This is a genomic window from Exiguobacterium sp. KKT215, from assembly GCF_055635335.1.
The window spans coordinates 1327721-1352570 of sequence record NZ_CM145756.1; the positions used below are offsets into that span (position 1 = coordinate 1327721).

Annotated in this window: 23 protein-coding genes; 10 read left to right on the forward strand and 13 right to left on the reverse strand. The window is 53.7% G+C overall.

Annotation, left to right across the window (positions count from 1 at the left end; genetic code table 11):
• The first annotated feature begins 209 nt into the window (after positions 1–209).
• Genes ACZ2GZ_RS06910 through ACZ2GZ_RS06920 form a run of 3 tightly spaced genes read left to right on the forward strand, consistent with a single transcriptional unit; the run spans position 210 to position 2367 of the window.
• Positions 210–980, forward strand: coding sequence for a DeoR/GlpR family DNA-binding transcription regulator (locus ACZ2GZ_RS06910; protein WP_021067566.1), 771 nt, complete (start codon positions 210–212; stop codon positions 978–980).
• Positions 981–994: 14 nt separating this feature from the next.
• On the forward strand, positions 995–1657 hold the full coding sequence (locus ACZ2GZ_RS06915; protein WP_021067565.1) for a copper homeostasis protein CutC: 663 nt from the start codon (positions 995–997) through the stop codon (positions 1655–1657).
• Positions 1658–1716: 59 nt separating this feature from the next.
• Positions 1717–2367, forward strand: a complete 651-nt coding sequence (locus tag ACZ2GZ_RS06920; RefSeq protein WP_214714797.1) for a DUF975 family protein — start codon at positions 1717–1719, stop codon at positions 2365–2367.
• A gap of 15 nt (positions 2368–2382) precedes the next feature.
• Here ACZ2GZ_RS06920 and ACZ2GZ_RS06925 read toward each other — a convergent pair whose 3' ends face one another.
• The 3 genes from ACZ2GZ_RS06925 to ACZ2GZ_RS06935 are packed head-to-tail and all read right to left on the reverse strand — an operon-like array spanning position 2383 to position 5265.
• On the reverse strand, positions 2383–2616 hold the full coding sequence (locus ACZ2GZ_RS06925; RefSeq protein WP_021067563.1) for a DUF2188 domain-containing protein: 234 nt from the start codon (positions 2614–2616) through the stop codon (positions 2383–2385).
• A gap of 46 nt (positions 2617–2662) precedes the next feature.
• Entirely contained in the window at positions 2663–3535 is an 873-nt protein-coding gene (locus ACZ2GZ_RS06930) for an NAD(P)-dependent oxidoreductase (protein WP_029595365.1), read from the reverse strand.
• Positions 3532–5265 carry an ABC transporter ATP-binding protein gene (locus tag ACZ2GZ_RS06935; protein ID WP_470295592.1) on the reverse strand — a complete coding sequence of 578 codons (1734 nt, stop codon included), beginning with the start codon at positions 5263–5265 and terminating at the stop codon, positions 3532–3534. Before ACZ2GZ_RS06935 ends, ACZ2GZ_RS06930 begins: the two co-directional genes overlap by 4 nt.
• A 105-nt stretch (positions 5266–5370) precedes the next feature.
• Between ACZ2GZ_RS06935 and ACZ2GZ_RS06940 the strand changes: the two genes are divergently transcribed.
• The 5 genes from ACZ2GZ_RS06940 (at position 5371) to ACZ2GZ_RS06960 (ending at position 12120) form a co-directional block, all read left to right on the forward strand.
• Entirely contained in the window at positions 5371–6477 is a 1107-nt protein-coding gene (locus tag ACZ2GZ_RS06940; RefSeq protein WP_214714801.1) for an exonuclease SbcCD subunit D, read from the forward strand.
• Complete coding sequence (locus ACZ2GZ_RS06945; RefSeq protein ID WP_214714803.1) at positions 6474–9485, forward strand: AAA family ATPase; 3012 nt, start codon at positions 6474–6476, stop codon at positions 9483–9485. The genes ACZ2GZ_RS06940 and ACZ2GZ_RS06945 overlap by 4 nt, the downstream gene beginning before the upstream one ends.
• Positions 9486–9490: 5 nt before the next feature.
• On the forward strand, positions 9491–10273 hold the full coding sequence (locus ACZ2GZ_RS06950) for an AAC(3) family N-acetyltransferase (protein ID WP_214714805.1): 783 nt from the start codon (positions 9491–9493) through the stop codon (positions 10271–10273).
• A gap of 40 nt (positions 10274–10313) precedes the next feature.
• Positions 10314–11201 (forward strand): alpha/beta hydrolase, encoded by an 888-nt coding sequence (locus ACZ2GZ_RS06955; RefSeq protein ID WP_214714807.1) that lies wholly within the window; start codon positions 10314–10316, stop codon positions 11199–11201.
• Positions 11202–11271: 70 nt separating this feature from the next.
• A complete protein-coding gene (locus ACZ2GZ_RS06960; RefSeq protein WP_214714809.1) occupies positions 11272–12120 on the forward strand; it encodes a sulfite exporter TauE/SafE family protein in 849 nt (282 codons plus the stop codon).
• Between the two features lie 127 nt (positions 12121–12247).
• Here the strand turns inward: ACZ2GZ_RS06960 and ACZ2GZ_RS06965 are convergent, their stop codons facing one another.
• The 3 genes from ACZ2GZ_RS06965 to ACZ2GZ_RS06975 all read right to left on the reverse strand — a co-directional run bounded on the left by ACZ2GZ_RS06965 (position 12248) and on the right by ACZ2GZ_RS06975 (position 14447).
• A complete protein-coding gene (locus ACZ2GZ_RS06965) occupies positions 12248–12436 on the reverse strand; it encodes a hypothetical protein (RefSeq protein ID WP_021067555.1) in 189 nt (62 codons plus the stop codon).
• Positions 12437–12499: 63 nt separating this feature from the next.
• Positions 12500–13030: a biotin transporter BioY gene (locus tag ACZ2GZ_RS06970; protein WP_214714812.1), complete on the reverse strand. Its 531-nt coding sequence runs from the start codon at positions 13028–13030 to the stop codon at positions 12500–12502.
• A gap of 220 nt (positions 13031–13250) precedes the next feature.
• Entirely contained in the window at positions 13251–14447 is a 1197-nt protein-coding gene (locus tag ACZ2GZ_RS06975; RefSeq protein WP_214714814.1) for a helix-turn-helix domain-containing protein, read from the reverse strand.
• Between the two features lie 195 nt (positions 14448–14642).
• On the opposite strand from ACZ2GZ_RS06975, the gene ACZ2GZ_RS06980 reads away from it, so the two are divergent.
• Entirely contained in the window at positions 14643–16097 is a 1455-nt protein-coding gene (locus ACZ2GZ_RS06980) for a glycoside hydrolase family 1 protein (protein WP_214714816.1), read from the forward strand.
• Positions 16098–16165: 68 nt separating this feature from the next.
• Here the strand turns inward: ACZ2GZ_RS06980 and argH are convergent, their stop codons facing one another.
• From argH to ACZ2GZ_RS07005, 5 genes are all read right to left on the reverse strand, one after another.
• Positions 16166–17548 (reverse strand): argininosuccinate lyase, encoded by a 1383-nt coding sequence (argH, locus tag ACZ2GZ_RS06985; RefSeq protein ID WP_214714818.1) that lies wholly within the window; start codon positions 17546–17548, stop codon positions 16166–16168.
• A complete protein-coding gene (locus ACZ2GZ_RS06990) occupies positions 17541–18752 on the reverse strand; it encodes an argininosuccinate synthase (RefSeq protein ID WP_214714819.1) in 1212 nt (403 codons plus the stop codon). Before ACZ2GZ_RS06990 ends, argH begins: the two co-directional genes overlap by 8 nt.
• Positions 18753–18878: 126 nt before the next feature.
• Positions 18879–20033 (reverse strand): CapA family protein, encoded by a 1155-nt coding sequence (locus ACZ2GZ_RS06995; RefSeq protein WP_021067549.1) that lies wholly within the window; start codon positions 20031–20033, stop codon positions 18879–18881.
• Between the two features lie 126 nt (positions 20034–20159).
• Positions 20160–21647 (reverse strand): sodium/proline symporter PutP, encoded by a 1488-nt coding sequence (putP, locus tag ACZ2GZ_RS07000; protein WP_214714821.1) that lies wholly within the window; start codon positions 21645–21647, stop codon positions 20160–20162.
• A 123-nt stretch (positions 21648–21770) separates the two neighbouring features.
• A complete protein-coding gene (locus ACZ2GZ_RS07005) occupies positions 21771–22328 on the reverse strand; it encodes a DNA-3-methyladenine glycosylase I (protein WP_214714823.1) in 558 nt (185 codons plus the stop codon).
• A gap of 101 nt (positions 22329–22429) precedes the next feature.
• Between ACZ2GZ_RS07005 and ACZ2GZ_RS07010 the strand changes: the two genes are divergently transcribed.
• Entirely contained in the window at positions 22430–23050 is a 621-nt protein-coding gene (locus ACZ2GZ_RS07010) for a DedA family protein (RefSeq protein ID WP_214714825.1), read from the forward strand.
• Between the two features lie 48 nt (positions 23051–23098).
• On the opposite strand, the gene ACZ2GZ_RS07015 is transcribed toward ACZ2GZ_RS07010, so the two are convergent.
• Together ACZ2GZ_RS07015 and ACZ2GZ_RS07020 are read right to left on the reverse strand one after the other, a co-directional pair.
• Positions 23099–24274: a cation:proton antiporter gene (locus tag ACZ2GZ_RS07015; RefSeq protein WP_214714827.1), complete on the reverse strand. Its 1176-nt coding sequence runs from the start codon at positions 24272–24274 to the stop codon at positions 23099–23101.
• A gap of 40 nt (positions 24275–24314) precedes the next feature.
• The gene (locus ACZ2GZ_RS07020) at positions 24315–24734 is read right to left on the reverse strand and encodes a GNAT family N-acetyltransferase (RefSeq protein ID WP_214714829.1); all 420 of its coding nucleotides are present in this window, start codon (positions 24732–24734) and stop codon (positions 24315–24317) included.
• Positions 24735–24850 lie beyond the last annotated feature (116 nt).

Genomic DNA, 24850 nt, shown 5'->3' on the forward strand with positions numbered 1-24850 from the left:
GAAGGATGGTCATTTTTTCATGTAAAAAACGAGAAGTTGAAACCTCAACCCTCATGATGAGGCTGTCTTTTTGTGGATTTCCGTTGATTTTTGCCGAAAAGTTCGAAAAAAGTGTTGGATTTGCCCGTTCTTTACTTTCTGTTTACGTTAAATTTACATCCGTTCGCTACACTGAAAAAGGAAGCGATATTTGCGGAGGAGGCAGGGAAGTGTCTTTAATTGGAGAAGAACGTAAACAAAAGATTGTTGAATGGATTGAGCGGGAAGGCAAAGTGAAGACGAGCGAGTTGATCGAACGGTTGAACGTCTCGGGGGAGTCGATTCGCCGCTACTTAGAAGAGCTTGAGAAAGAGCATCGCATCAAGCGGGTGTATGGCGGGGCGGTGCTCCATCAGAGCGTCTCGTTCCAACCGATGATGATCTCGAACATGGACGGGATTCGTCGCATCGCCTATACGGCGTTTCAGCTCGTCGAGGATGACATGTTGCTGTATATCGGACACGGCGTCGCCCCAGAGCAAGTCGCGGCCAGACTTCGCGGACGCAATTTGACCGTCGTCACTCCGTCGCTCATGGTCGCCAAGGCGCTCTTTGAGCAACGCGCCAAGGGCGTGTTTACTGGCGATATCCAATTGCTCGGTGGGACGATTGATCCGAAACATCTCGTCACCGTCGGCGAGCACGTCCTGCAGCAACTGAAGGCGTATGTGTTCGATATGGCCATCCTGTCGGTCGAGGGCGTCGATGCCTCACTCGGATTGACGTGTGATGCCCATGGTCTCTCGACCGTGACGCAGGCGGTCCTCGATCAATCGCGTCAATGTTATTTGCTCGCCGACCATACCCAGTTCAATCAACAAAAACGCTATCGGGTCTCCGACTTTTCAAAGGTGACGACCATCATCTCTGATTTTCCGGAACCGACGGATTGGAAGCGCGCCTTGGCGGAGCATGAGGTCGAGTGGCGCTTCGCACCATAAGGAGGAGGGATTTCATGATTGAAGTGATTGTGACGACATTGACCGAAGCCAAAACGGCGGAGCGGTTCGGGGCGGATCGGCTCGAATTGATTGCCGATTTGCCGGCCGGCGGGACGACACCGAGTTTTGGGACGATTCGTAACGTGCTCGAACAGGCTACCATTCCTGTCCACGTCATGATTCGGCCCCATGCGGACTCGTTCGTCTATAACGAGGAAGATGCAGAGACGATTTTGGCGGATATCGGTCTTTGCCGTGAACTCGGGGCCGATGGCATCGTCTTCGGAGCCTTGACGAGCGAAGGGCGTATCGATGAGGCGCTACTCGGAGAAGTGATTAAACATAAAGGCGAGATGGTGCTCACGTTCCATCGGGCCATCGATGACGCGGTCGACTTGATGGACGCAATCACGGTGCTAAACGACTTCCCAGAAGTTGACCACGTCTTGACGTCCGGAGGACAAGCGACGGCACTTGAAGGCATAGACCGATTAAGTGCGATGCATGAGGTGGCGGAGATGAACATCCTCCCGGGTGCCGGCATCACGGCCGACAATGTGGCGCAACTGATCGACCGGCTAGGCGTTGATTTCGTCCATGTCGGAAGCGGGGTACGGACCGAGGGCCGCTTGGATGAGCACAAGTTCAAGGCAATCAAACAACAGATGGCACGCTAAAAACAGTCGGCTGACTGTTTTTTTGCTATAATGAAGAAAACGATACTGTAGGTGAAGTCATGCAATCATCAGTCTATAAACAATTTGCCCTTCGGATGTTGTCCGGCAACTGGGGCATCTCGCTGCTTGCGGTCGTGGCGACGATGCTCGTTCAGGCGGTCATCACGACGCAGCTCGATTTGGAATCGACCGACCCGAGCATCCTGTTCGTGTCAATCGGTCTGCTGTACGGTGCGACCGTCTTGCTCGCCCCTCTCGAACTTGGCCGCAACTGGGTGTTCCTCGATATCGCCAAAGCCGAGAAACCTTCATTCGGGCTCTTGTTCGATGCATTCGGTTCGCTCAAAGATTACATCCGGGCGGTCACGTATTATGCCGTCTTTTATCTCGGGTTGAACGTGCTCATGTTGTTCTTGATCGTCCCGGGCGTCTGGTTCTATTTGACGTATCGGATTGTCCCGTTCGTGCTACGAGACCAACCGGAACTGTCTGCGTTTCAGGCGATGCGAGAAAGCCGGCGTCTCATGCGCGGCCATAAACGGACGATGCTGCGCTTGTATGCGAGTTTCATCGGCTGGTATGTCCTCGTCTTGTTCACGGGCGGATTGGCCTATATTTTCGTACAGCCTTATATCAACACGGCGCTCGCCGGGTTATATGTTGAAATCAAGGTAGCGACAGACGCAAACGAACAACCGGTCGGCTCATGAGCCGACCGGTTGTTTTTATGTTCCGTGCCGATCCGACTTTTGTGGGTCAGGAGCGTCACGAAACTCAGATTTCTCTTCTTTTGAGGCATGTTCATGCCATTTCTTCGCTTGTTCCGTGGCGATTGGAATCGCCTTTTGATCGGAGTAACCTTGGGCGAGCAAGGCGTTGGCGATATCGATGGCTTTCTTTTTGACGAGTGGGTCGAAGTTCTTCAGTGATTCCGGATAGTCTTTCATATTCCATGGCATCTGTAATCGCTCCCTTCTGTACTACTAATTCCACGAGCGGGACGATTCAAACGTCCTGATGCATGTAGTATTCGATGAGCGCCTGCGTCCCGTTCTCGCCGTAGCCGTTCTCTTCGAGGATGGAGTACAGTTTATACGCCAACTCGAGGCTCGGTAGTTTGATGTTCAACTGTTCGGCGCTCTCGAGGGCGAGTTTCATGTCCTTCAGGAAATGCTTGATGAAGAAACCAGGAGCATAGTCCTCGACAATCATCCGGGGAACAAGGTTCTCGAGCGTCCAGCTGCCCGCGGCACCGCCCCGAATCGTCTGGCGCAATTGATCGGGATTGAGCCCGGCCCGTTTCGTGAAGGCGAGCATTTCGGCGTTGCCCATCATGATGCCGGCGATTGCGATCTGATTGGCGAGTTTCCCATATTGGCCGCTTCCGGCATACCCCATCCGTTCAATCGATTGGCCCATCGCCTCGAATAGCGGGCGCGCCTTCGTGAAGGCGTATTCGCCGCCGCCGACGAGAATCGACAACGTCCCGTTCTTGGCACCGACGTCACCGCCCGTGACCGGTGCGTCGAGCGGGAGCAAGCTGCGATCGATTGCGGCATCAGCGATCCGTTCGGCCAGGAGTGGCGAAGACGTCGTCATATCAATGACGAGCGTTCCTGGCTCAGCCGATTGCAAAATCATACCGTCCCCGAAATAAAGACTCTCGACGTCAGACGGATAGCCGACGATGGTGATGACGGCATCGGCGTTTTGACAGACGGCTTCGACCGAATCACACCAACGGACACCTTCCGCCAATAAATCAGCCGCTTTCTCTTTCGTCCGCGTATACGCTTGGACTTCGAATCCCGCCTTCATTAAGTTTCTGACCATCGATTGACCCATCACACCGAGTCCGATAAATCCGACTGTCTTCATAGTTGATTGCCTCCTAAAAGTTGTTGTTTCACGAGTCGTTCATAGAGCACGTTTTCCCGAAGCAACTCTTGATGTGTCCCAAGCCCGCTGATGCCACCGTCCTCGAGCACGACGATTTGATCGGCATGTTGGACGGTCGAGAGCCGATGGGCGATGACGAGTGTCGTCCGTCCTGTCATGAGACGGTCGAGTGCTTCTTGGACGACACGCTCGGATTCCGAGTCAAGGCTTGATGTCGCCTCGTCGAGCAATAAGATTTGCGGGTCACGTAACAGCGCCCGAGCGATGGCGAGCCGTTGGCGCTGTCCACCAGATAGCCGGACGCCGCGCTCGCCGATTTCCGTATCGAGCCCGTCCGGCATCGCCTCGATGAACGACCAGGCGTTGGCCATATCACAGGCGTGACGAATCTCATCCTCGGTCGCGGTCCGGGTCAAGCCGTATAAGATATTTTGCCGCACCGTCCCGGATAAGACGGGCGAATCTTGGGCGACGTAGCCGATGACTTGCCGCCATTCGTTGCGGCCGTAGGTTGAGATGTCCCGGTCCCCGTAATGGATGTGTCCGCTCGACGGAAGGTAGAACTGCTCGACGAGGGCGAACAGTGTCGTCTTGCCGGCACCGCTGCGTCCGACGATGGCTGTCGTGGCACCGAACGGGACAGTGAGGGTCACGTCGTCAATCACGGGTTGGTCGCCATAGCGGAACGTCAGGCCCTCGAACGAGAGCGACGACTGTCGAATCGTCGACGGCTCATCCGTGTACGGTTCCGGCTCGATGGCGAGCAGTTCCGAGATTCGTTCGGTGGCCCCGCGTGCTTTTTGGAGCCAAGTGATAAACTCCGTCATCGTGATGAGCGGCGTGATGATTTGGAACAAGTACAGCATGAACGCGAGCAACGAACCGGTCGACAAGGCACCGGTCGAGACGCGATAAGCCCCGAAGCCAAGAATGGCGATCAGCATCGCCGTCAACGTGACGTTCAAGAGCGGAATCAAAATCGCTTGAATCCGTCCCTCGCGCACACCGAGGCCGAAGAGACGCTCAATGCGTCGTTTTCCTTCTGCGACCTCGACTGATTCGGTCGCTTGTGATTTGACGAGCCGGATCTCTCCGAGCAGTTCGGCGAAAAACCCGGACAAGTCACCGAGCTCATGTTGCGTCGCCTTGGCGATTTTCCGAAGTTTACGCCCGAGTGGGATGACGATAAGAAGTGTCGTCGGCACGGAGAACAAGATGACGAGCGTCATCTGCCAATCGAGCGTGAACAAGATACCAACGGCGCCGATGACCGAAACGAACGACGTCAAGAGACGGACGCTCTGTTCGGACAAGAGCTGCTGCAACGTCGTCGTGTCGTTATTTAACCGTGAGACGAGATCCCCTGATTTGACGCCGTCATAGAACGGGATTGGGAGGGCGACGAGATGCTCCCATAACGTCGTCCGCAAATTGGCGACGACCCGTTGTCCGACGATATGTAGCCAATAAATCGAAATCGCACTCGAGACGACTTGGATGAGAAACGCCGTCACGAAGATGGCGACGAGGCGGGCGTCGAGCGCGGCCTCGCTCCAATTGTCGACGACGCGTTGCAAGATGAGCGGGATGGCGAGTGAAGCCATCGCTTGAAGCAATGAAATCAATACGGCACCGATAAACAGACCTTTCGGTGGTTGAGCGACACGGAACAAGCGCAGAAAGGCTTGCCATGTAGATGTGGACTCCATGATACGTCCCCCTTTCCTATTAACTTTCGCTGTTTCGAAAACAAGTGTCAAGACGTCGAATCGTACACCGGAATAATGCTAGAATGGAATCAGAGGTGAAGTCGCATGAAATGGATACATACGGCCGATTGGCATTTAGGTAAAATCGTCCACGGCCGCCATATGACAGAAGAACAACAAATCATTTTATTTGAGTCTTTTTTACACATCGTCGACGAGGAGAAGCCTGATGCCATCGTCGTCGCCGGTGATTTATATGATCGGGCCGTGCCTCCTGTCGAGGCCGTCGATCTGCTCGATGAGATGTGGCGCGCGCTCGTCCTCGAGCGGGGCATCCCCGTGCTCGCCATCGCCGGCAATCATGATTCGGCCGAGCGGCTCCAATACAGCTCCAAACTATTGACGAAAGTCGGTCTCCATATCGTCGGGAAGGTTGACCCGGGCACAGGGCCGATTGTCGTGAACGACATCCCATTTTATTTGATGCCGTTCCTTGAGCCGGCGCGCATCCGTTATGCGTTCGGCGACGAGTCGATTCGGACCCATCATGACGCACTCGCCGCAGTCATCGACTCATACGGGGCGATTGAGGCACGTGCGGTCGCCGTCGGCCACAGTTTCGTCGCCGGTGGACTCGAGACCGATTCCGAACGGCAGCTGTCCGTCGGGACGGCAGGGCAAGTCGCCAAAGGACTATACGCGCCGTTCGGCTATACGGCACTCGGACACTTGCATAACCGTGACGCCATCCGCGACGACCGGGTTGCGTACAGCGGCTCGCTCATGAAATATTCGTTCTCCGAGGCGTCCCATGTGAAATCGGTCGACGTCATCGAATGGGACGGGACATGGACACGCCGTCGGCGCCCGCTAAAAGCGCGACGAGATTTGCGCATTTTGACCGGGACGCTGAACGAGCTACTCGACCCGTCGTTTTATCAAGATGAGGCCGTCGACGACTATTTGAAAATCGTCTTGACCGATGAACGTGCGTTATTCGACCCGATGGCGAAATTACGGACCGTCTATCCGAACATCTTACACCTCGAACTCGAGTTGTTGCGTCGCCAAGACCAGACGTCCCGCTTCGAACGTGAGAAGCTCGAGCGGCAATCGGTCGAGGATGTATATATGGACTTCTTTAAAGCCGTCCACGGCCGCGATGTCGATGCGACGGTGCAACGCTTCTTAAAAGGGGAGGAATCGATTTGAGACCGGAACAATTAACCATCACCGCCTTTGGTCCTTACGCCGAGACGGAACAAATCGATTTTACGCAGCTTGAAGGACGTTCGATGTTCGTCATCAGCGGCCGGACCGGTGCCGGAAAGACGACCATTTTTGACGCGATGACGTTCGCACTCTATGGCCGGGCCAGCGGGGCACTCCGGAACGCCAGCGATTTCCGAAGCCAATATGCGGACCCGGAACGGAAGACTGAAATCGACTTCACGTTCACGATTCGTGATGAACGGTATCGGATCGTTCGTCAGCCGCAACAACCGCATCCGAAAAACAAGACGCCGATTCCGCACGAGGCGGTGCTCTATGAATGGAAAGAAACATGGAAACCGTTGGCAACGAAAGTGAACGACGTCGAACAGACGATTGAATCGTTGTTGCAGCTAAGCTATGAGCAGTTCAGTCAAATCTTGCTGTTGCCGCAGAACCAGTTCCGTCAGCTCCTCGATTCCGATTCGACGAAGAAGCAACAGATTCTGCAATCAATCTTCAAGACGGAGGCGTACCGCGCCTTTCAGGAGGATTGGATCGAACGTTACGGCAAGTACCGCAAACGAGTCGAATGGGCGGTCGAGACGACGCGTTTAAAACTGTTGGAACTCGAAGACGAGTCCGTCGAGGACATGTCGACCCGCAACTTGCCTGAAATCGTGACGTGGCTCGACGCCCGGGAGGAGCGACTCTTGGCGGCGCGGGACACGTTACAGACTCAGCGCCGGACTGGTGAGGAACGACTCGAGACGCTGCGCCGAGAAGTGAATCAGGCGACCGCGCTCGCCGAGTTGATGGATGAGCGGGACGTGCGCGCGACCGCGCTCCAAGCATTCCGCCAAGCGGCACAAGCACGCGAAGAACGCCAGGCGCTCATCTTGCGACTTGAACAAGTGGCGAGCGTCAGCCCGCTCTATCAACGTACCGAAACGGTGCGTCATGATATCGAACGGTTGACCCGTGAACGCGATGTATCCCGTCAACGAGACGAAGGCTACACGAGACAGTTGGAGGAGTTGAAGTCAGAAGCAGAGGCCATCACGACCATGCGCCAGGAGGCAGACCAAGCCACAAGTCGCGTCAATGCGATTGACGAGATGTTGCCCTATGTCGATGAATGGCACCGGGCCACTAGACGTCGGGATGACTTGAAACGCCGGTTGGAGCCGCTCAGTCTGTTCTCAGAAGAAGCGCGTCTCCAGGAGCTCCAAGCGACCGAAGGCGAACTTGCGGCTAAACTGGAACACGCACCGGCCCCAGACCAACTCGTCGAGGCCGAACGACTGTATAGTCAGCTCCAACATCAGGTTCGACTCGAGTCGAAAGTGGCAGAGGTCACGGAACGACTCGGTGCCTGTGAACGCAACGGGAAGGAAGTCCAACGACAATTCACCGCCCAGACGAAACAGGTCGACCAATTCGTCGAGGCCGAGCATGCGCTCATGGCCGACACGCTACGCGAGCATCTCGAAGCGGGGGAACCTTGTCCGGTCTGCGGTTCATTGACCCACGGACACGTCGAGCGAACGGGGACGTCCATCGACCAAGCCGGTCATCGCTCAGCCGTTGAGACACTGAAACGGATTGAGGCCGACCTCCATGAAGCTCGGGCGGATTATCGGGCGCTCAAACGCCAACTCGATGAACTGATCCGTGAACGCGATCTCGCTCGACTTGAGTTGAAGCTCGATGGTGCGGCTGACACTGCGATGCAACACCAAGACGCCCGCATCCGTCAGTTGCGTCAAGAAGCCGAAGAACGACAACGGATGGAGCGTCTCCTGCGGTCGACCACAACCGAATTGAAGCAACTCGAGACGGCGAAGCGTGTGCAGGCTGAAGAACGACAGAAGTTGTTCGAACAGCTCCAAACTGTCCAAGAGAAGCTTCAGTCGATGCGTCAACCGGATGGGACGACGTTAGAGATGTTGCAGACCGAGCGGAATCAGCTCGCGACGCGACTCGCTCACATCGAACGAAACGTGGAGACGTATGAACGTCGGCTTGAAGAATTGAATCGATTGAAGTGGGGGGAAGCGGAGCGACTCCGTCTCCTTGGCGAACAACTCGAGTTCGAACATGCTCGTCTTTCCGAAGCGACGGCTGAACTGGAGGCCGCTTTCGAGAGAATTGAGTTGACTGAAGCTGTGTTCAAGGAGTATCGCTTGCGCGTCGAGCAACTGCCCGAACTACGCGAGCGCCAAGCGACTGAGCTTGAGGAAGGTTTCCGGCTCGAACACGCCGTCAAGGCGCTGAACGAGAAAATCGGGGACCGTCCGCGACCAGACCTTGAACGGCTCCAGGAGAAGTTGCACGAAGAGGGCCGTTCGTTCGAAACGCTGTCCGAACAACTCGTGACGGCGGACGGACAATTGAAACGCCATCGTCACATCGTCGCCGAATGGAACGCGTTACGGGAGAAGACGGATGAGGATCAGCGGAATCTGGAGACGGTCAAATTGATTGCCGACACCGGACGGGGCCTGAATCCGCAAAAATTGACGTTCGAGACGTACGTGCAGACGGCGTTCTTCGATCAAATTCTCCATGCGGCCAACGTCCATCTCGATCAAATGACGAGCGGACAGTTCCAATTAGAGCGAAAAATTGAGACGGCGAAAGGAAATGCCAAGTCCGGTCTCGAATTATTAGTCTTTGACGCCTATACCGGCCAGTCACGCCGGGTCCAAAACTTATCGGGCGGCGAAGGGTTCAAGGCATCGCTCTCGCTCGCCCTCGGATTGGCCGAGGTCGTCCAGCAGTTGAGTGGTGGGGTCAGTCTCGAGACGATGCTGATCGATGAAGGCTTCGGGACGCTCGACGCCGAATCGCTCGATCAAGCGATTGAATTGCTCATGTCGCTGCAATCGAGCGGCCGGCTCGTCGGGGTCATCAGCCACGTCCAAGAATTGAAAGACCGGGTCGACGCCCGGATTGAAGTCAAGAAATCAAGGAGCGGATCAACGATCCAGCTCATCGTGGAGTGAGATCGATGAAACATATGGAAACGAAAACAACGTTAGTGGCCCATCTGCAAGAGGCGGGCATTCGACGAGGGGACGCACTATTCGTCCACACGTCGCTATCAAAACTTGGCTGGGTGTGCGGCGGGCCCCAGACGGTCATCGAGGCGCTCCAAGAAGCGGTCGGACCGGACGGGCTCATCATGATGGCGACCCAGAGCGGGGATAATTCAAATCCCGCTGAATGGGAAGCCCCACCGGTCCCGGTCGAATGGTGGCAGACCATCCGTGATGAGATGCCAGCGTATGACCCGGCGAAAACAGCGACCCGAGGGATGGGGCGTGTCCCAGAGCTGTTCCGCTCGTATCCGGAAGTGTTCCGGAGCGATCACCCGATGTGGTCGGTCGCCGCGTGGGGACGGGACGCCGAACACATCGTGGCTGGACATACGCTCGACGTCGGCTTCGGGCCAGGATCGCCGATTGAACGGATGATTGACCGCGATGCGAAAATATTACATCTCGGTTCGCCGCTCGATGCGACAACGTTATGGCATTATGCCGAATACGGGATTGAGGGTCCGGTGAAGCCGTTCGAATGTGCGTTAGTGGAGAACGGTCAACGGGTGTGGAAGTCGTTCGAGCATACCGACGTCAACAGTGACCCGTTCGGTGCCATTGGCGAGAATATTGTCAAACGGGCCGACGTCAAGACGTTCACGATTCATGAGGCGACATGTTACGTCATCCCGTCTGAGACGTGGGAGCCGGTGCAACATGCGCTCGTCGCCTTACGGAGCTGGCTCCGGTGAGACGGCTGATGCGAACTATACTTAGGAGAGGGGCACTGCGATGAATCGCTGGGTCAAATATATGGGAATCGCCGTCGGGGTGTTGGTTCTCGTCGCGTTTCTTGCCGTCGTGGGCATCTCGGCCCACATCGGGGATCAATTGACGTCACCTGAACGGGAGACGTTGACGTTCACCCCGAAGACGCTAGGCGTCAAGTATGAGAACATCACGATCGAATCAGAGGATCAACAGGATTTATACGGCTGGTGGATCCCGCACCCGACGCCGCGTGCGACGATTGTCTTCGCGCATGGCTACGGGAAGAATCGTGAACAATCCGATTTGCCGCTCAAAGAATTGATTCCGGAATTCCATGAGCAAGGGTATCAGTTTTTGACGTTCGACTTTCGCGGCTCCGGAATTTCAGAAGGGGATCGCGTGACGGTCGGGGCGAAGGAGCAATCTGACCTTGCTGCCGCCATCGATTACGCGAAAGAGCGCTCGGACGGGCCCATCGTCTTATATGGTGTTTCGATGGGTGCCGCGACGGCACTCGCGACGGCTGACGAGACCGATGTCGCCGCCGTCATCGCCGATAGCCCGTTTAGTGACCTCCGCGGCTATCTCGAGACGAATCTGCCGGTATGGAGCGATTTGCCGAACTTCCCGTTCACACCGGTCATCATGACAGTGACGCCTTGGTTTACGGGGCTCGACGCGGATGTGGTCAAACCGATTGACGATATGGCCCAAATCGATGCACCGGTGTTATTGATTCATAGTCAAGGTGACGATGCCATTCCCGTAAGCGAGAGCGAGCAATTGGCCAAAGCCGGCGAGGATGTCGAACTGTGGGTGACCGAGAATGATGGGCACGTGCAGTCGCATCGCTCGTTCCAAACCGAATATCGCCGGACGGTATTCGAATTTTTAGAGCGTGTGTTGTAAGTGAGGGGCGCAACATGCGCTCCTTTTTTGTTATGATTAGTTATGAAAAGGAAAGAAAGAAGGTTTGTTCATGGACGTCACAGCATTACTATCGTTTCTTTTGCTCGGAACGCTCATCGGAATTTTGAGCGGATTCTTCGGCATCGGGGGCGGGATTTTACTCACGCCGCTCTTGCTCGTCTTCGGATACGAGGCGAGCGCGGCCATCGCCCTCAGTCTCATGCTCACGCTCGGGTCGACGACGGCCGGCACGATCTCCCACATCAAATTAAAGAACGTCAATCCGAAACACGCCCTCTTGATTGGCGCGTTCGGGGTCGTCGGGACGTGGGTGGCGACGCCGCTCGTATTTTATCTAGAGACACTCGACGGCGCGAAGCCGGTCATCTCGCTCGCCTATATCGCACTGTTGACGTATTTCGCCGTCTCGTTCTTCCGGTCGAAACAGCACGAAGAGGGTAGCGTCGGTTCGGAGTCGGTCCCACGCCTCGGGTTCATCGGGTTGTTCGGCGGATTCATCTCGTCACTTATGGGTGTCAGCGGTGGGTTCGTATTGACGCCACTTCAAGTTAAGTTACTCAACACCGAGATGAAACGGGCCGTCGGGACGAGTATCGCCGCGGCGTTCCTCATCGTCGTCTCGGGCGTGATCAACTATGCCGTCGCCGGAGCCGATGCGAACTATTGGCACGGCTTGGCGCTCATCGCCGGTGCGATGATTGGTTCACCGATTGGGGCGAAACAGTTGCAGCGGTTCACTTCGCAACTCGTCAAAAAGGCGCTCGGTGGCTTCTATGTCGCCGTCGCCATCAGTGTCGCCCTCAATTTGCTCGGTTATAACGATATCTCGCTCGGACTGCTCGTCGTGCTCGCGCTCTCGTTCATCGTCGCGCTGTTCATCCGACCGCGTTCGAAGTGATCCCAAACCCTCGTCTACGGACGGGGGTTTGTTTGTGGGGATATACTAAGGCTATTCGATCGATGCGACGTACCAAGCATTCTTAACCAGTTCAGCACAGTAAAAAACCCCGTCCGAGGACGAGGTTTTAACGTCTGGCAATATGGTCAATGTTTTCTTGAATCTCTCCGACTTTACTTTTCGCTTCCCGCAGACGTCGTTCGAACGCCTCGATATCGCGCTTCTCGTGCCGCGTCTCGTCTTTCCCGCGTCGTTGTCCTTTCGGAAAGCGATGGGTCGCTTTAGCCAAACGTTTTTTAAACGTCGAATCGCTCATAAGGACACCCCCTTCCATACTATATACGTTCCACCTATACTTTCCGCTGAAACGTTTGAACCTTTAAGAGGCGAGGGTTTTGCGCATTTGAGGGTTGGTGGACACTTTATAAGCGATAGCTGCCGCCAACACTGCTTTGATTAAGTCGCCGATGATGAACGGAATGTTCACTTTGAGCGCATCGATGAACGTCATGCCAAACACGGCTTGCAAGCCAAGACTGCCGAGCAAATAGACAAGACCGAGTCCAAATAAGACGTTGTAGCCGATGAAGGCAGGGAACGAACGATGCCGTTCCGATGACCAGCCAATCAAAAAGGCCGCGATTGGGAAGGCGAGCAAGTATCCGACCGTCGGACCGACGAACGGGGCAAGTCCGCCCGAACCGCTGAGTACTGGAAGGCCGATTAAGCCGAGCAAGAGATAGACGACGACGGCGAGCCCGCCTTTTTTGGCACCTAGGACGGAAGCGACCGTCATGATACCGAGCATTTGTAGGGTAATTGGAACCGGACCGATTGGGATGGCAATCGAACCGATGCTAGCGAGCAGCGCGGCACCGATAGCAATTTGTGTCATATCATGAATTTTCACAATGTAAACTCCTTTTCTGTTAACGTTGACTAAAGTTAGGTTAACATCATCGTAAGAAGTTGGCAAGTACTAAACTAAGTACCTGGTCGTATACAGCTTGAGCCTACAAATTCAGCTTTAGGCAGACACTCCAAACCTCGGCGTATTGAGGATGTTTTTACGCCTACGGACATTTTTAACGTTGAGCGTGAAACTAATTCCATATGTTGGAGATTCAAATTCACATCGTTGGCATGTGCTCGTGTTGCTTGAATTGTTTGGGAGTCGTGCCCGTGTAGGTTTTAAAGACTTTTGTGAAATGGCTCTGGTCGTGGAAATTAAGCCATGTGTAAATTTCAGAAAGAGAGGAATCGGTGTACTTTAACAGTTTTTTGGCTTCCGCTATTTTTTCTCGCAACACATACTCTGTGAACGAAAGCCCGACTTCTTTCTTAAACAGGGACGACAAATAGTTGGGATGAAGATTCACGAATCGAGCGACGTCTTGTAAGGAGATGGCGTCATACAGATGTTTAAAGACGTACGACTGGCATTTGATGATTGGGGCGCTATGTCGAAGCTGTTTTGATTTGTTGACTTGATCCGTGAATTCACATAACGCCTCTTTGGTGTAACGTTGTACAGCTTCAATCGTTCGAAGTTCTTCGGCCCCTTGGATATAGTGATCGCTCATCGTATATGCCGTTTCCGGATGAAGTCCTCCTTCAATCGCATAACGTGTCGCTAACGTGATGGTAGAAATATGGAGGTTTTTTTCATTTCGCAAAGTGCTCTGTTTGGAGAGCACCCCGATTCGTCCATCTCGGTCGGGTGATGCCAGTCGCTGAAGTAACTCTTCCTTCTGACCTTCCTTGACACACCGTAACGTCATCCGTTCCGATTGATACGTCGCGTGGAATGCAATGTCTTGTCTGTTTTTAAACAGCTCTCGTTCATAGGTTTTCGTATCCTCGGTTGTCGTGCGACGCTTGGACGAATCCTCGTCTAGGACGACATCGGACGTAGAGAGTCGTCTCGTAGTCAAAATCGAGGTCGCGAGCACGGCTACATGCAGTAGGTCTTGTCGCGAAAAAACAGGCAAGCCATTCGTAAAACTGTTCGGTTCCACTTCTGCCGAATCCAGACACGGACCGAGAATGAAAAGGCCAATCGGCTGCTCGTTGTCGGTGATGACCAACGTCACGACCTGTTCGTTCGAATTGAGACGACGCCAAACCGGTATGTTAGAAGGCTCATTTAAGAGAGTTAACCGCTCCAGAAGTTGACGTAAAGAAGGGGGAATGAATGATGTTTCTGGATACGCCATCTGTAACGATAATCGGTCATTGTAAAATAACACGGAAAGATGGGTAGTCTGATGCAACAACCGGCACCAATACGTGTAATCCTGATTCGTGTCTCTCTGATTCACATCCATCAAATCATCTCTCCTATCGATTAGGTGTATCTGCAAATTGTATTATAAATCTACTAAAAATGATAAATAAGTACAAAAAAATCCGAATGGGAATGAGTACACTACAAGCAAGCAGAAATGCAAACGGTTACAGGTTCGAACATGGACTGCTAGACCGTATTTAAAAAGTGTTCAATGAAGAGAGGAGTATTACATATGAGTACACATCGATTTCCAGAAGGCTTTTTATGGGGTGGCGCAACGGCGGCCAATCAATTAGAAGGAGCTTACAAAGAAGGAGGGAAAGGTCTATCCATTTTCGATATGGTGACATTCGTCCCTAAAGAAGCGCGTACAGCTGAAATCGAGATGGACGTGAAGAGTGAAGCCGAACTTGAGCGACTGTTAGCGGCTGATGATGGGGCGAATTTCCCAAAACGTCGCGGAATCGATTTTTATCATCGCTATGAAGAAGACATCGCTCTCTTCGCCGAGATGGGTTTTAAGACGTTCCGGATGTCGATTTCATGGCCTCGGATTTTCCCGAACGGGGATGAGCTCGAACCAAACGAAGAAGGGCTAGCGTTTTATGACCGCGTCTTTGATGAGCTGCTCAAGTACGGGATCGAGCCGCTTGTGACATTGTCGCATTATGAATTGCCGCTCACACTCGTCAAAAAATATAACGGCTGGGCGGACCGTCGGCTCGTTGACTTGTTTGTCCATTACGCAGAGACCGTCTTCACTCGTTACAAGGATAAAGTAAAGTATTGGCTGACGTTCAATGAGATTAACGTCTCGACGATGTCACCATACATCGGGAGTGGGATTTTAGTCGATCGCGTCGAGAATGTGGAGGCGACTGTGTACCAAGCGCTTCATCATCAATTCGTGGCGAGTGCTCGTGCCGTACGCGCATGTCATGAGATCATTCCAAATTCGCAAATCGGCTGTATGCTCGCCCGAATGGAAGTGTACCCGGAAACGAGTAATCCAGACGATGTGTTAGCTGCGCTCGAAGAAGATCAAAAGAACTTGTTCTTTACCGACGTGCAAGCGCGCGGATATTATCCGAGCTTCATGTTAAGCTATTTCGACAAACATGATATCTCGATTGAAGTGCTGCCAGGAGATGAAGAGATTTTGTCACACCACACCGTCGACTTCATCTCCTTCAGCTATTATATGTCGATGGTCGCCAGCGGTGCCCCTGAGAAGGCGAAACAAAAAGGAAACTTCTTCAGTGGCATCAAGAATCCTTATTTGGAGGCGTCCGATTGGGGATGGCAGATTGATCCGAAAGGGTTACGCATCACCTTGAAGAAGATGTATGACCGTTATCAGATGCCGTTGTTCATCGTCGAGAATGGATTGGGCGCATACGATGTCGTCGAAGCAGACGGTACAATCAACGATGACTACCGGATCGAATACTTGCGGGCCCATATCGAGCAAATGGGACAAGCGATTGAAGAAGGTGTCGACTTGATCGGGTATACGAGCTGGGGATGCATCGATCTCATCAGCGCAAGTACGTCGGAGATGTCAAAACGTTACGGCTTTATCTATGTCGATCAAGACGACTATGGCAACGGCACGCTCGAGCGAAAGAAGAAAAAGTCATTTGATTGGTATAAGCAAGTGATCACATCGAATGGTGAACAATTGTAATCAACGGAGTCATCAACATGAACAAGCGTCCATTCCTCGCGGAACGGACGCTTGTTTTGATTTATTCGTTACACGTTGGTCGGTAACTTGGCTTTTGCTTCGCTCAATTGCGTACGGACGGAGTCGAACCCTGTTCCGCCGTAGCTGTTGCGACGTTTGACGGCCGTCACCGGAGAGAGTGCCTCGTACACGTCCTGTTCAATCAATCCAGAGTGGGCATGATACGTCTCAATCGGCAGCTCCGCCAAATACAGACGATGATCGATACAGTATCGGACGAGTGTCCCCGTCACTTCATGCGCCTCCCGGAAAGGCATGCCTTTCGCCGTCAAATAGTCGGCGAGCTCGGTTGCGTTCGAAAAATCGCGCTCGGTCGCTTGTTTCATCATGTCCGTGTGGAACGTCATGTCTTGAATCATGCCGGCCATGATGCTGAGGCTCCCTTGAAGCGTCTTGACGGTGTCAAACATGCCTTCCTTGTCTTCTTGCAGGTCTTTGTTATAGGCGAGCGGCAAGCCTTTCATGATGGTCAGCAGCCCCATCAGATTGCCGACGACCCGTCCCGACTTCCCGCGGACGAGTTCGGCCATGTCCGGGTTCTTCTTCTGAGGCATCATGCTCGATCCCGTCGAGAACACGTCAGAGATCGTGATGAACCGATACTCTTCACTGCTCCAAAGAATCAACTCCTCGCAGAACCGTGACAAGTGCATCATGAGGAGCGACGCGTTCGATAAAAATTCCAAGATGAAATCACGGTCGCTGACGGCGTCCAGGCTGTTCGGATACACGTTTGCGAAGCCAAGCAACTCGGCCGAACGGTGGCGGTCGATCGGGAACGTCGTCCCGGCGAGAGCCCCGGCACCGAGTGGGCTCATGTCGATCCGTTTCAAGCTGTCACTGAAACGCTCCTTGTCGCGCTCGAGCATCCAGAAGTAAGCGAGCAAGTGATGGGCGAGCGAGACTGGCTGGGCCCGTTGCAAGTGCGTATAGCCCGGCATAATCGACTCGACGTTTTGAGCGGCGTGGTCATAGAGTGCCGTCTGCACGGCTTCAATCCCTTCGATTGTCTCGAGGACGCGGCGCTTCAAATAGAGGTGCATATCGGTCGCGACCTGATCGTTCCGGCTGCGGGCCGTGTGCATCTTGCCAGCGACCGACCCGATCTCTTCATGCAACAACGCCTCGAGGTTCATATGAATGTCTTCATGGAAGACGTTGAACGTCAATTCGTTCGCTTGTGCCTTCTTGGCTAGCGTCTTCAAACCAGCGACGATTTGCTTGACTTCGTCCGTCGTCAAGATATGTTGCTCCCCGAGCATCGTCACGTGGGCGATGCTCCCTTCGATATCTTCTAACACGAGCTGGGCGTCGAAATGAATCGAGGCCCCGAACTCGTCGACCCATTCACTGGCCGTCTGTTCGAACCGGCCGCCCCATAGTTTACTCATGCACCATCGTTCCTTTCTCTGCGAGCACTTCCGCTTGCACTTTCGTCGGCAGCCCCCAAAGTTTGATGAAGCCGACGGCCGCTTGCTGGTCGAACGTGTCGGCTGACGTGTATGTCGCGAGGTGCTCGTCATAGAGCGAGATCGGTGACTTCCGTCCGTCGACGATGGCCTGTCCTTTGAATAGTTTCATCCGGACCGTACCGGTCACCGTCTGTTGCGTCTCATCGATGAAGGCGAGGAGTGCTTTCGTCAATGGTGAGTACCAGAGACCGTTATAAATCGTCTCTGTCAACTTCTGTTCGACGATCGGTTTAAAATGGGCGACTTCCCGGACGAGTGTGAGCGCCTCGAGCGCCTGGTGTGCGGTGATGAGCGTCATCGCGCCCGGTGCCTCGTACACTTCCCGCGATTTGATGCCGACGACCCGGTTCTCGATATGGTCGATTTTCCCGATGCCGTGGGCCCCGGCGACGATGTTCAACTGCTCAAGAATGGCTGTGAACGTCGCCGCTTGTCCATTGATGGCGACCGGTACACCGGCGTTGAATTCGATTTCGACATAGGTCGGTTCGTTCGGTGTGTCTTCGAGTTGCGCCGTCAATTCATAGGCGCTCGCTGGTGGAGCGGCCCAAGGGTCTTCGAGGATGCCGCATTCGACAGCCCGGCCCCAAATGTTATGGTCGATCGAGAACGGTTCTTCTTGGACGATTGGGATTGGGATACCGTGCTCGGCCGCATAGGCGATCTCTTCTTCCCGCGACCATTTCCACTCCCGGACCGGGGCGATGATTTCAAGCGACGGATCGAGCGCATGGATCGACACTTCGAACCGGACTTGGTCGTTCCCTTTCCCCGTGCATCCGTGAGCGACGGCGATGGCACCTTCGGCTTGTGCGACCTCGACTAGCTTCTTCGAGATGAGCGGGCGCGATAGGGCAGAGACGAGCGGATAGACGCCTTCATACATAGTATGTGCCTGCATCGAGTAACGGGCGAAATCGTTGACGAATTCATCGACCGCATCGATGACGACCGATTTGACGGCCCCGACTTTGAGTGCTTTCTGTTGAATGCGTTCCAAGTCTTTTCCTTCGCCGACGTTCAAACAGCAGGCGATGACGTCATACCCTTGTTCATCCAACCATTTGATTGCGACCGATGTATCAAGTCCACCTGAATAAGCTAATATGAGTTTTTGTTTCATTTCCTTACACCCCTTATACATAATTATTCATCTGTATTTATAAATATACGAATTACTCTAACGTATGCTTCGCCGTAAAGCAACCTTTTTGGCGAAAAAAAAAGAATCACTTGTGAAAGTGATCCTTCATTGGACGATTTCGAGCTCTGGCATCCACTGCGACATATGTTGGCTCGTGGCCTCGAACAGCTCCGGCTTGGCCGACTGTAACGGGACGACCTCGAACGGACCGTCGGCACTTGTGCGGCGGGTGAACGTCGGATAGAACATCGGGTTGGCGAGTTCGAACGTCGTCTCATCCGCCTCGACCGTCTTGACGACATCGATGCCGACGATGCCACCTGTATTCCGGTCGTCCCCTTGTTGTCCGGACAGGAAGTTGCCGAGCGAGTAGGCGACGAACGTCCGATTGCCTTCGGCGCCATCCACCCAGGCGACCGGTTGGAGGACGTGGGGATGGTGGCCGATGATGAGATCGACCCCGAGGTCGGACAGTTGTTGGACGAGCGTCTGTTGCGCCTCGTTCGGGACCGTCTCGTATTCGTTACCGAAATGAAGCGAGACAACCGTGATATCGGCCGCTTGTTCGGCCGCTTCGATTTCAGGGGTCATCGCCTCGAGATCAATGTAATTGACGTGATACGGTTGTTTCGGAACGACTCCATTCGTCCCGTACGTATAGGCGAGAAAGGCAAATGAGATGTCATTCTCGGTCAGCGTCCGAAGCTCGGACTTGTCCGCCTCCGATAAGAATGAACCGGTGTACGGCATGCCGATCTCGTTCCAGTGCGCGATTGAATTCTCGATGGCCGTGACACCCCGGTCGAGCGTATGGTTGTTCGCCGTCGTTACCAAGTCGACGCCAGCGTCTTGGAGCGCATCGCCGACCTCATACGGACTGTTGAAGGCGGGATAACTCGATAAACCGATTTCACTGCCCCCAATCATGCTCTCTTGGTTGGCGATGGCGATGTCGGCCTCGGTCAAAATCGGAGCGATCGGTTCGAAGGCGGCGGTGAAATCATAGCCGTCTCCGCGCTTGGCGGCATTATACACGCTGTCGTGCAATAAGATATCGCCAATCGCATAGAGCGACGTCGTCGTCACGACGGGTTCTGGCTCTTCAGGAACAGGGGCCGGGGCTTCCGCCTCCGCCTCTGTCTCTGGTGCCGGAGTCTCCGTTTGCTCCGTAGACGTCTCGACGTCAGCGGTCGCACAGCCGAACAGAAAGAGGAGGGGCAAGGTCAACATGGCTTGTTTATACGGGATTACTCGTTTCAACGGACGAGTCACTTCCTTTCGTGTGATCCAAACTGGTCTACTCAAGTCATTCGCCATGGAAGAAGAATGTCCTTGTCAGGGCACAAGAAAAAAGTGCCAGGCTATAGTAGCATGGCACTCCGAGTGTTAAATCCGTTCTGTCTTCAAGATGTGTTCCATTTCCTCGAACTCGTTCGTGATCGTCGTGCTCGGTGGCGGTGTCAGCAAACTGACGACATAAATGGCGAGGCTCGACAAGAAGAAGGCAGGAATCATCTCATATAGCTCGCCGAAGGTCCCGAACCAATCGGCAGCAACGTTTTTCCAGACGATGACGATGAACGCACCGGTCAACATCCCGGCCAGCGCGCCTTGACGCGTCGTCCGTTTCCAGAACAGGCTGAACAGGATGAGTGGACCGAACGATGAGCCGAATCCGGCCCAGGCATATCCGACCAAGTTCAAAATCGTGTCATCCGCCCCGAACGCGAGCCAAATCGAAATGAGCGAGACGAGGATGACGGTAATCCGTCCGACCATGACGAGTTCGCGGTCGCCGGCGTCTTTGCGGAAGAACTTCTGATAGAAATCAGTCGTCGCCGCACTCGATGAGACGAGGAGCTGTGACGAGATCGTCGACATGATGGCTGCAAGCAAGGCTGCGAGCAACACGCCGGTGATGAGATCGACGAACAACAAGTCAGATAGATTGATGAATACATTTTCTGGGTTGTCAATCTCAAGCCCGCGCTGGGTGTAGTAGGCGAGTCCGAACAATCCGGTCGCCATGGCCCCGACGACGGTGAACAACATCCACGAGATGCCGATGCGTCGAGCCTTCTTAATGTCTTGCAGCTTCTCGATGGCCATAAAACGGACGATGATATGCGGTTGCCCGAAGTAACCGAGCCCCCAAGCGAAGAGCGAGATGATGCCGATGAGCGATTGACCCGTCAATGGATCGAGCAACGCCTCATCAATATCACCGATCGTCCGAAACGCGGCACTCACCCCGTCAGTCGCCGTGATGGCGATGGCCGGTACGAGGATGAGGGCGAACAACATGATAAGTCCTTGGACGAAGTCGGTCCAACTGACGGCCAAGAAGCCACCGATGAACGTGTACAAGATGATGATCGAAGCCAAAATCAAGACACCCGTCCCAAAGTTGATATCGAAGACCGCTTCGAACAAGCGACCGCCGGCCACGAACCCGCTCGTCGCATAGAGTGTGAAAAAGACGAGTGTGACGGCCGCGGAGAACGTCCGCAACGTCCCGCGTGAATCCTTGAATCGTTTCTCAAAGAAATCTGGAATCGTGATGGCATCCTCGGATAAATATGAGTATGTCCGCAAGCGAGGTGCGACGAGCAACCAGTTCAAGTAAGCGCCGATCGTCAACCCGATGACGATCCATCCGCTCGAGAGTCCCGTCGCGAACATCGCGCCCGGCAATCCCATCAATAGCCAACCACTCATATCGGAGGCACCAGCCGATAAGGCCGCCACGGCCGGACCAAGACCGCGTCCTCCGAGCATATAGTCGCCGATGCTCTCAGTTCGCCGATAGGCGATGACACCGAGTAACACCATGAGCGCCATATACACTGTAATCGAAATCAATACACCGTTCATATAACATCCCCCTCGTTCATAATGAAAACGCTTTCAAACTTTATGGATTGCACCATGAAAAAATTTTGTCACAAAAATGAATGAAGTGCACGATTTTGTTTGAGGATTGACCAAATAATCAAATTATTTGGCGAAGCAAGTTGTGAGGTGGTCATTGACGAGGCCGGTCGCTTGCAGATGGGCATAGATGGTCGTCGGGCCTAAAAATTTGAACCCGCGGCGCTTCAAGTCTTTGCTCACTTGATGGGACAGTTCGGTCGTGGCGGGGATATCGTCAGTTGATGCCCATTCGTTATAAATCACCGAATTGTCGACGAATGACCAAATGTAGGCATCGAACGTCCCGAACTCTTGTTGAATCTCCATGAAACGCTTGGCATTATTGATGGACGCCTCGATTTTACGACGGTTTCGAACCAGGCCTGGATTGGTCATCAATCGTTCCACATCCGTCTCATCGAACGAGGCGACGGTCATGACGTCAAAATCGGCATAGGCGTCTCGATAATGCTCGCGCTTCCGTAAGATGGTGATCCAGCTGAGGCCGGCCTGGGCGCTCTCGAGCGTCAAACACTCGAAATGCTTTCCATCATCATGGACGGGCTTGCCCCATTCTTCATCGTGATAACGAACGTACAACGGGTCAGTGCCGCACCATGGGCAACGTGTAACTTCAGTCATGTCATGTCCTCCATTTCCTTCTAATATTCCATTTTAACATGTTAGTGCGGTTTTTGAGCAGGCGTGACGGGTATAGAAGGAACTATTGGAGGGTGAAGCAAATGAGAGACTGGATGATCCAGGTCATTGAACAGTTCGGTTACTTTGGCATCGCGTTCATGATTTTCATTGAGAACGTGTTCCCGCCGATTCCTTCGGAGGTCGTGCTCTTGTTCGGCGGGTTTTTCGCGGTGAAGACCGATTTGATTGTCCCGCTTGTCATCTTCGCAGCGACGGCAGGCGCCATCTTAGGAGCGGTATTATTGTACGGCATCGGATTGTATTTGGACGTCGAGCAGATTGAGAAGTGGACGAAACGATACGGCAAATGGATTCGGCTCGATATCGCCGACGTGCATCGGGCTGACGCTTGGTTTGATAAATACGGGGGATGGATGGTGTTCTTTGGCCGTTTGATGCCCGTCGTTCGGAGTTTGATTTCAATCCCGGCCGGTATGTCGAACATGCCGTTCTTGAAATTTTTGTTGCTCAGTACGGCGGGGACGGTGATTTGGAATACCATTCTCATCTATATCGGCATCCGCGTCGGCGAGAATTGGGAATCAATTTTAAGCTATTTGGATGTGTACTCGTATGCCATTTACGGTCTGATGGCAGCCGGGCTGGTCGTATTTTTCATTTGGCGCAAAAAGCGGAAGAAGAAACAGGCCTCTTCATTCTAAACAGAAAGGACCGATCTTCGGGAGAAGATCGGTCCTTTCTGTCACGGTTCATTCGTTCGAACCGTTCTTGTTCTCGTCGGGCAAAACTTTTTCTAGTTTTTCTTCCGTCTTGGCCGCTAAAATCTCAGAGAAGCGGAACAAGACGATCCCGATGATGGCCGAGACGAAAATATACAGCCCGACGAACAAGTTGATCGCCCCGTTCGATAAGGCGGTGAAGAGAATCGAGAACTCACCGCGCGGAGCGAGCGAGAAGCCGGCCTCGTTCGCCTGAACCCTTGTCAGGCCATACATGCGGCCGCCGATGCGCCCGACAATCCATTTCGATAGGACACCCCAGACAATGAGAACGAAGAAGAGCGTGTTGACGAAAACGCCTTGATCCAGATTGATTGAGATCCCGAACGAGATGAAGAAGATTGGCAAAAACAAATCACGAACGGGGACCGTCAACCGTTTCAACGGACGGACGTCGTGAATGCCCGCGAGCATGATGCCGGCGATGAACGCCCCGAGAATCTCGGACAGTCCGAATACCATTCCGATTCCGGCGAAAAAGAGAATCAACCCGATCAAGCCAATGCTCGCATCGTCTTGCCGCAGCAGATGTTTGGCAATCTTCGGCTGTTTCTTGACGAAGCGCGATCCGATAAAGAGCAACACGCCGAAGATGAGGAAGCCGGCGAACACTTTCCCGATATCAGACACATGAATCGGTTCGTCCTGGATGATGAACGGGGCGACGGTCAAGATGAGCGGAGCAACCATGTCTTCAAAAATCAGGAGTGCCAAAACGAACTCTTTCACATCTTCATGCTTGTCCGCGTGCCACTCGAGCAGACGTGCCGAAATCGACGAACTCGTCGCAAACAAGACGGCACCGATTAAAAACGATTGTGAGAAGTCGAGTCCGAACAGCATGGCGATTCCGATCGTGACCCCGAAGGCGAGCACGATGTCGAGGACACCTGCCTTCCATACCTGCTTGAGGCGCTTCATCAACTCTCCGAGCGGGAACTTTAACCCGAGTAAAAAGAATAAGAGGATAATCCCGATTTCGCCGGCGATTTTAAAGACCTCGTTTCCATTCCAGAAGAAACCGACGGCGACGCCGATGGCGATAAAAGCGAGAATACTTGGAAAGAATAACCGCTCGATAATGAGGCTGAGCACGGAGATGGCGGCAAGCGCCAGGCCGAGCAAGACGATCATGTTCAGTTCCATACGTCACCCCTTGAATTCGAAAGGTATATTGGTCGACGGGTCAGTCCCGGTTCCATTGGTACTCCATCCCGACCGATTCCGGGCGCGAATAGTCAAACCCGAATTGCCGGTACAATCCATCGGCCGGTATATCCGCAATAAGACTGATGATGGCCGTCTCGTCAGCTTCCTGTAAAATCCAGTCCATCAACTGCGCGACAATCAATTTTCCGAGTCCGAGCCCCTGACATTCCGGGTCGACGACGATATCGACAAGGTGGAACACCATCCCGCCGTCTCCGACGACACGACCCATCCCGACCATGTGTTCATCTTTATACAGGCAGACGCCATATAGCGTGTTGGCCAGTCCTTTCACCGTCCCCGAGTCGGAACGTTTCGGCATTCCGGCTATGACGCGTAGGCGCTGATGCTCCTCCGGTGTCGGTGTCTCGTTCCGTACTTCCACTTCATTGACCATATCGCTACTTCCTCTCTGTGCATAAGTTAAAATTATTTTCCCGCTATATTGAATCAGTAAACCTTGATTTCCGTTGCACGTTATTCAGATAATGGAAGCATGATCGACAGAAAAGG